The 6,805-nt window shown below is 68.4% G+C and carries 7 protein-coding genes; all 7 read right to left on the bottom strand.

Annotated elements, in window-relative coordinates; all coding sequences use genetic code 11:
• Positions 1-1,224 (bottom strand): aspartate--tRNA ligase (aspS, locus tag VFM98_RS18015; protein WP_325111279.1); only part of this gene is annotated, 1,224 nt, incomplete at its 3' end.
• Between the two features lie 62 nt (positions 1,225-1,286).
• Complete coding sequence (locus VFM98_RS18010; RefSeq protein WP_325111278.1) at positions 1,287-1,895, bottom strand: DUF502 domain-containing protein; 609 nt, start codon at positions 1,893-1,895, stop codon at positions 1,287-1,289.
• A gap of 7 nt (positions 1,896-1,902) precedes the next feature.
• Complete coding sequence (locus VFM98_RS18005) at positions 1,903-2,220, bottom strand: FmdB family zinc ribbon protein (protein WP_325111277.1); 318 nt, start codon at positions 2,218-2,220, stop codon at positions 1,903-1,905.
• Between the two features lie 86 nt (positions 2,221-2,306).
• Positions 2,307-3,791, bottom strand: coding sequence for a sodium:solute symporter family protein (locus tag VFM98_RS18000; RefSeq protein ID WP_325111276.1), 1,485 nt, complete (start codon positions 3,789-3,791; stop codon positions 2,307-2,309).
• 164 nt (positions 3,792-3,955) lie between these two features.
• Entirely contained in the window at positions 3,956-5,515 is a 1,560-nt protein-coding gene (ubiB, locus tag VFM98_RS17995; RefSeq protein ID WP_325111275.1) for a ubiquinone biosynthesis regulatory protein kinase UbiB, read from the bottom strand.
• Positions 5,512-6,093 carry a hypothetical protein gene (locus VFM98_RS17990; RefSeq protein WP_325111274.1) on the bottom strand — a complete coding sequence of 194 codons (582 nt, stop codon included), beginning with the start codon at positions 6,091-6,093 and terminating at the stop codon, positions 5,512-5,514. The genes ubiB and VFM98_RS17990 overlap by 4 nt, the downstream gene beginning before the upstream one ends.
• Before the next feature lie 105 nt (positions 6,094-6,198).
• Positions 6,199-6,805: Tim44-like domain-containing protein (locus VFM98_RS17985; RefSeq protein ID WP_325111273.1), on the bottom strand; the 607-nt coding region annotated here is incomplete at its 5' end.

The raw sequence follows: 6,805 nt of genomic DNA, 5'->3' as shown, positions 1-6,805 counted from the left end.
GCCGATGGCGTCGTTGACCACCTTGGCCTTGTCGGCGCCGGAGAAGACCAGGTCGCCGTTCTGCGCGCCGGTGCGCGCCAGGATCTCGGCGATCGCGCGGTCATGCAGGTTCTTCACGATCGGCGACTGCAGGCCCTCGCGGCCGGCGGCCACGTCGTTGACCTTGACCCAGGCCAGGCCCTTGGCGCCGTAGATCTTCACGAACTCGGTGTAGCCGTCGATCTCGCCGCGGCTCATGCCGCCGCCGCCCGGCACCCGCAGGCCCACCACGCGGCCGTCCTCGGCGTTCGCCGGGCCGGAGAAGACCTTGAAGTCGACGTCCTTCATCACGTCGGTGAGCTCGGTGAACTCCAGCTTCACCCGCAGGTCCGGCTTGTCGGAGCCGTACAGGCGCATCGCGTCGGCGTGCTTCATCACCGGGAAGGCGCCGATGTCGATGCCCAGCACGTTCTGGAAGGTGCTGCGGATCATGCCTTCGAACATCGTGCGGATCTCCTCCTCGGTCAGGAAGGAGGTCTCGACGTCGATCTGCGTGAACTCGGGCTGGCGGTCGGCGCGCAGGTCCTCGTCGCGGAAGCACTTGGTGATCTGGTAGTAGCGGTCGAAGCCCGACACCATCAGCAGCTGCTTGAACAGCTGGGGCGACTGCGGCAGCGCGAAGAACATGCCGTCGTGCACGCGCGAGGGCACCAGGTAGTCGCGCGCGCCTTCGGGCGTGCTCTTGGTCAGCATCGGCGTCTCGATGTCGATGAAGCCGTTGGCGTCCATGAACTTGCGCACTTCCATGGTCACCCGGTAGCGCAGCATCAGGTTGTTCTGCATGTACGGGCGGCGCAGGTCCAGCACGCGGTGCATCAGGCGCGTGGTCTCCGACAGGTTCTCGTCATCGAGCTGGAAGGGCGGCGTGACCGACGGGTTCAGCACCGTCAGCTCGTGGCACAGCACTTCGATCTTGCCGCTCTTGAGGTTCTCGTTCACGGTGCCGGCCGGACGGGCGCGCACAACGCCCTTGACCTGCACGCAGAACTCGTTGCGCAGGCTTTCGGCCGTCTTGAACATCTCGGGGCGGTCGGGGTCGCACACCACCTGCACGTAGCCCTCGCGGTCGCGCAGGTCGACGAAGATCACGCCGCCGTGGTCGCGGCGGCGGTTCACCCAGCCGCACAGCGTGACGGTCTGGCCCAGCAGGGCCTCGGTCACCAGGCCGCAATAGGTGGTACGCATGGATTGAGCAGCAGTCACGGACATCACGCGCCCGCCTTGCGGCAGCGCGTCCTTCTACAGGTTCAGGTGGAGATTCTGGGGGAGACGACGCCCATCGAGACGACGTACTTGAGCGCCTCGTCGACGCTCATCTTCAGTTCGATGCAATCGCTCTTGCGCAGCATCACGAAATAGCCGCCGGTGGGGTTCGGCGTGGTCGGGACGTAGACGCTCACGTATTCGTCCCCGCGCAGGTAGGTGGTGACGTCGCCGCCGGGCGTGCCGGTGACGAAGGCGATGGTCCACACGTCCGGGCGCGGCCACTGCACCAGCACCGCGGTGCGGAAGGCGTTGCCGCTCTCGGAGAACAGCGTGTCGGAGACCTGCTTGACGCTGGAGTAGATGCCGCGCACCACCGGGATGCGGGCGACCACGCGGTCACCGAAGTTGACCAGCTTCTTGCCCAGGAAGTTGCTCGCGGCGGCGCCCACCAGCAGCAGGATGGCCAGCGTGAGCAGCACGCCCAGCCCCGGGATGTGCATCCCGAGCAGCTGGTCGGGGCGCCACGACGCGGGCAGGATCAGCAGCGTCTGGTCGAGCGTCTCGATGATCCAGCGCAGCACGGCGACCGTGACGGCCACCGGCACGATGACGAGCAGCCCCGCCAGCAGCCACTTGCGCAGGGCGTGCATCGAAGACTCAGTGGCAGGCGCAGGAGCCGCCGCAGCCTGCAGCGCTCGGCCCGTCCGACTTGGGCGCGGCCGGGGTGCTCTCGCTCTTGCCGCCGCCGTCGGCGGGCTTGTCCTCGGACTTGGAAGCCGAGGAGCCGTTGCTGCCGCCGCGGAAATCCGTCGCGTACCAGCCGGAGCCCTTGAGCTGGAAGCCGGCCGCCGTGATCTGCTTGGCGAAGCTCTCGGCGCCGCAGGCGGGGCAGGTGCTCAGGGCCGGATCGGAAATCTTCTGCAGAACGTCCTTGGCATGGCCGCAGGAGCCGCATTTGTAAGCGTAGATGGGCATCGGGCTTGGGTCAGGAGGTCTGATGCAAAGCCCTCAATTATAGTCGGCCGCGCAAAAACCAAGCCCGGGGCGGGCCCGGGCCAGGTTCATTGCGCCGACTGCGCCGCCGGCAGGCCGGCCACGTGCTTGACGGCCTCGTGGCGGTTGCGCAGCTTCTGCGGCGCGAGCGAGCCGACGATCATGCCGACGATGGCGGCCAGCAGGCCCGCCAGCTGGCCCGGGAAGACCTGGCTCAGGTATTCGCCGCCCACCTGCGGGAAGAACAGGATCCAGACGCCCACCCCGAAGGCCACCGAGCAGATCGCGCCCTGGGTGGTGGCCCGCTTCCAGTACAGGCCCATGGCCAGCGGCACGAAGGCACCGACCAGGGTGACCTGGTAGGCCGCGGACACCAGTTCGTAGATGGAGGTGCCCTTCATCGCGATGGCATAGGCCAGCACCAGCGCCGTGAACGTGACGATGGTGGCGCGCATGGCGAACAGCAGCTGCTTGTCCGTCATGCCCGGGCGCAGGTTCTTCAGGATGTTCTCGACGAAGCTGGTCGAAGGCGCCAGCAGGGTCGCCGAGGACGTGCTCTTGATGGCCGACAGCAGCGCGCCGAAGAACAGGATCTGCATCACCAGCGGCATCTTGGTCAGCACGAAGGTGGGCAGCACGCGCTGGTAGTCGTTGCGGGCCAGCTCCAGGGCGCTGTCACCCATCACCACCACGGCGCTGGCGACGATGAACATCGGCACGAAGGCGAACAGGATGTACGACACGCCGCCGATCACCGCGCCGTTGCGGGCAGTCTCGGCGTTGCGGGCCGACATCACGCGCTGGAACACGTCCTGCTGCGGGATGCTGCCCAGCATCATGGTGAGGCCGGCGCCGATGAACATCGCCACCTCGGTGAAGTTGGGCGGCGGCAGGAAGTGCCACAGGTTCTGCGACTCGATGGAGGCCAGCACCTTGTCGCTGCCGCCGGCGAGTTCGACCGAGAACATGGCGATGATGCTCAGGCCCACCACCAGCACGATCATCTGGATGAAGTCCGTCCAGGCCACCGCCAGGAAGCCGCCGATCACCACGTAGACCAGCACCGCCATGGTGCCGACGATCATGCCCGTGGTCTCGGACATCGCGCCGTTGGTGAGGACGGAGAAGACCAGGCCCAGGGCGGTGATCTGCGCCGCCACCCAGCCCAGGTAGCTCAGGATGATGGCGCTGGAGCAGAACACCTCGATGCCGCGCCCATAGCGCTGGCGGTAGAAGTCGCCGATGGTCAGCAGGTTCTGCTTGTAAAGCTTGGTGGCGAAGAACAGGCCCACCAGGATCAGGCAGGTGCCGGCGCCGAACGGGTCTTCCACGATCGCGCCCAGGCCGCCCTGGACGAAGCGGGCCGGGATGCCCATCACCGTCTCGGCGCCGAACCAGGTGGCGAAGGTGGTGGTGACCACCATGATCAGCGGCAGGCTGCGCCCGGCGATGGCGAAGTCGCTGGTGTTGCGGATGCGCGTGCCGGCCCAGACACCGATCGCCAGCGTCCCGAGCAGGTACAGCACCACCAAGGTGATCAGCGTGACATTCATGGTCCGTCTCCCAAACAGCGGCGCGCCCGTCCCCATTCCGGGCTGCGGGGCATTATGCCCAACCTTGGCAAAGCGAGAAACGGCCTCAAGGAAACGCCGGGCCGCCCCAAGTTTCCTTGCGCCCCCTCGGGGGGCCGGGCGCCGCGCAGCGGCGACCTTGGGGGCTAGAACAGCCGGATCCGCACGACGAATTGCATCACGATCAGACCCAATGCAAAGCCCACGCCGCCATAGATGATTCCCTGCAGGAGGCGGTTGGTCTTCTTCAGTTCGGCGATCAGGTCGTCGGCTTCGCGCCGCAGCAGCCCGCGCTCGCGCCGCAGGTACTTGTGCATCAGGTGCGGCAGCTCCGGCAGGATCTTGGCGTAGCGCGGGGCCTGGTCGCGCAGTTCCTCCCACAGCTTGTGCGGGCCCACCTGGTCCAGCATCCAGCGCTCCAGGAAGGGCTTGGCGGTGCTCCACAAGTCCAGCTCGGGATCGAGCTGGCGCCCCAGGCCCTCGATGTTCAGCAGGGTCTTCTGCAGCAGCACCAGCTGCGGCTGGATGTCCACGTTGAAGCGGCGCGACATCTGGAACAGGCGCATCAGCACCATGCCCAGCGAGATCTCCTTCAGCGGCCGGTCGAAATAGGGCTCGCACACCGTGCGCACCGCCCCCTCCAGTTCGTCCACCCGCGTTCCCGGCGGCACCCAGCCGGACTCGATGTGCAGTTCGGCCACCCGCTTGTAGTCGCGCCGGAAGAAGGCCGTGAAGTTCTGGGCCAGGTATTCCTTGTCGTACTCCGTGAGCGTGCCGATGATGCCGAAATCCAGCGAGATGTAGCGGCCGAAGGTGCCCTGCTGCACGCTCACCTGGATGTTGCCCGGGTGCATGTCGGCATGGAAGAAGCCGTCGCGGAACACCTGGGTGAAGAAGATGGTCACGCCGTCGCGCGCCAGCTGCCGCAGGTCCACGCCGGCGGTCACCAGCCGGTCCACCTGGCTGATCGGGACGCCCTCCATGCGCTCCATCACGATCACTTCCGGGTGCACGAAATCCCAGTACATCTCCGGGATCAGCACCAGGTGCAGGCTGGCCATGTTGCGGCGCAGCTGGGCGGCGTTGGCGGCCTCGCGCACCAGGTCCAGCTCGTCGTGCAGGTACTTGTCGAATTCGGCGACCACCTCGCGCGGCTTCAGGCGCCGGGCGTCGTACGAGAGCCGCTCGACCCAGCGCGCCATCATGCGCATCAGGTCCAGGTCCTTGTCGATCACGGGCAGCACGCCCGGGCGCAGCACCTTGACGGCGACTTCCTTCAGCTCGCCGGTGCGCAGCCGCAGGGTGGCGAAGTGCACCTGGGCGATCGAGGCGCTGGCCACCGGCTCGCGCTCGAAGCTCTCGAAGATGGTGTCGATCGGGCGGCGGAAGGCGCGCTCGATGGTCGCCACCGCCACCTCCGCCGGAAAGGGCGGCACCCGGTCCTGCAACAGGGCGAGTTCGTCGGCGATGTCGGAGGGCATCAGGTCGCGCCGGGTCGACAGCACCTGGCCGAACTTGACGAAGATCGGCCCGAGGTGCTCGAAGGCCTGGCGCAGGCGCTGCCCGCGCGGCGCGTCGAGGCGGCGCCCCAGCCGGACGATCCGCGCCAGGCCCCGCGTCACGCGGAAGCCGGAGAGGGCCAGCTCGTCCAGCCCGTAGCGCAGGATCACCCAGAGGATGAAGGCGGCGCGCAGGTAGCGCGTCATCCGCCCGCCTGCCCCGGTGTGCCGGGCCCGCCGGGCGGCTCCGCGGCCGGTGCGGGGCCGCCGCGGCCGACGAAGCCGCGCAGGGCGGAGGCCATCCGGCGCGCGGCGCTGGCGACGGCGTGCGCCGGTGCGTCACCGAAGATGCGCGCCAGGTCCTCCTCCATGTCCCAGCGGACGTGGTCCACCAGCCACTGCACCTCGGAGGCCAGCTGCACGTCGCCGACGATGCGGATGGTCGGCTTCTCGCCCCGCACGGCGCTTTGCAGCAGGGAGAACGGCGATTCGTCGGCGACGGTCACGGTGAGGTCGGGGTTCTGCGTGATCGGCCCCAGGTCCAGCAGGCCGGCGGGCGTGGCCTGCAGGCGCACGCTGAAGACGCGCCAGTGCGCTTCCACCACGCGGCCGGTCTGCCGTTTCAGCCGGGCCTGGGCCTCGGGCTCCTGCTGCAGGACGTGGTTGAGGGCCAGCACGAGGCGGCGCTGCGCCTCCTCCACCACCCAGCCCGGGGGCTGCAGCAGCTTGCCGGCGCGCTCGAACAGCTGGTCGAAGAAGGAGCCTGGGGAGGTGGGAGTGGCCATAGCCCGCCATTATCTTCACTTGGCAGGCCGCCATTCCCGCGCAGACATGCGAAAGGCCGCTTGCGCGGCCTTTCTCTCCGGCTCCCGCCTGCGCGGGAACGACGCTTACTGCAGCGGCTGCACGCCCGCCACCAGCCAGCCGGCGGTGCCGTCCTTCGGCTTGACCATGTTCCACACCTCGCGGAAGGGCGCCGGGCCGGCGGAGGGCTCCTCGCGGATCATGCCGGAGAACTCCACGCTGGCCATGTACTCGGTGGCGAGCTCCTCGATCCCGAGCAGCTGGGCCTCCAGCATCGCCACCTCGGTGTGCTGCGGCGTCGCCTGCGGCTGGCGCTCGCGCTCGGCGATCTGCTTGCGGATCTCGCCCAGCATCTCGTCGGTCATCATGCTGCGCAGGGTGCTGGTGTCGCCACGGTCCCACGCGTCCTGCAGCGTCACGAAATTGCGCTTGGCCGCCGTCAGGAAACCCTCGGTGTCGAAGCCCGCCGGCACGCCCCAGTTCTGCGAGCCGCGCAGCGCGTCGCCGGCCAGGCCGGAGCCGATGCGCACGCCGGTGTCCGGCTGGTGCATGGTGTCGAAGCCGCTTTCCCAAGGCCGCGCCGAGGCGTCGTTGCCCACCTTGTGCGGGTTGTACTGCCGCGGCGACAGGGGCTGGTCGGCGCTCAGGCCGCTGTTCTGGTAGGCCCCGCGCGGCATGCCGGCCGGCACCGGA

Source organism: Ramlibacter sp. (assembly GCF_035706265.1).
GTDB lineage: Bacteria > Pseudomonadota > Gammaproteobacteria > Burkholderiales > Burkholderiaceae_C > Ramlibacter.
The sequence above is the reverse complement of the archived record's forward strand: the minus strand, read 5'-3'. Positions and strand labels throughout refer to the sequence as shown.

Bases quoted from the DNA above. Each gene is read 5' to 3' on its own strand.
- VFM98_RS18000 (WP_325111276.1), bottom strand. From the start codon at position 3,791: ATGAATGTCACGCTGATCACCTTGGTGGTGCTGTACCTGCTCGGGACG.
- VFM98_RS18005 (WP_325111277.1), bottom strand. From the start codon at position 2,220: ATGCCCATCTACGCTTACAAATGCGGCTCCTGCGGCCATGCCAAGGAC.
- VFM98_RS18010 (WP_325111278.1), bottom strand. From the start codon at position 1,895: ATGCACGCCCTGCGCAAGTGGCTGCTGGCGGGGCTGCTCGTCATCGTG.
- VFM98_RS17990 (WP_325111274.1), bottom strand. From the start codon at position 6,093: ATGGCCACTCCCACCTCCCCAGGCTCCTTCTTCGACCAGCTGTTCGAG.
- ubiB (WP_325111275.1), bottom strand. From the start codon at position 5,515: ATGACGCGCTACCTGCGCGCCGCCTTCATCCTCTGGGTGATCCTGCGC.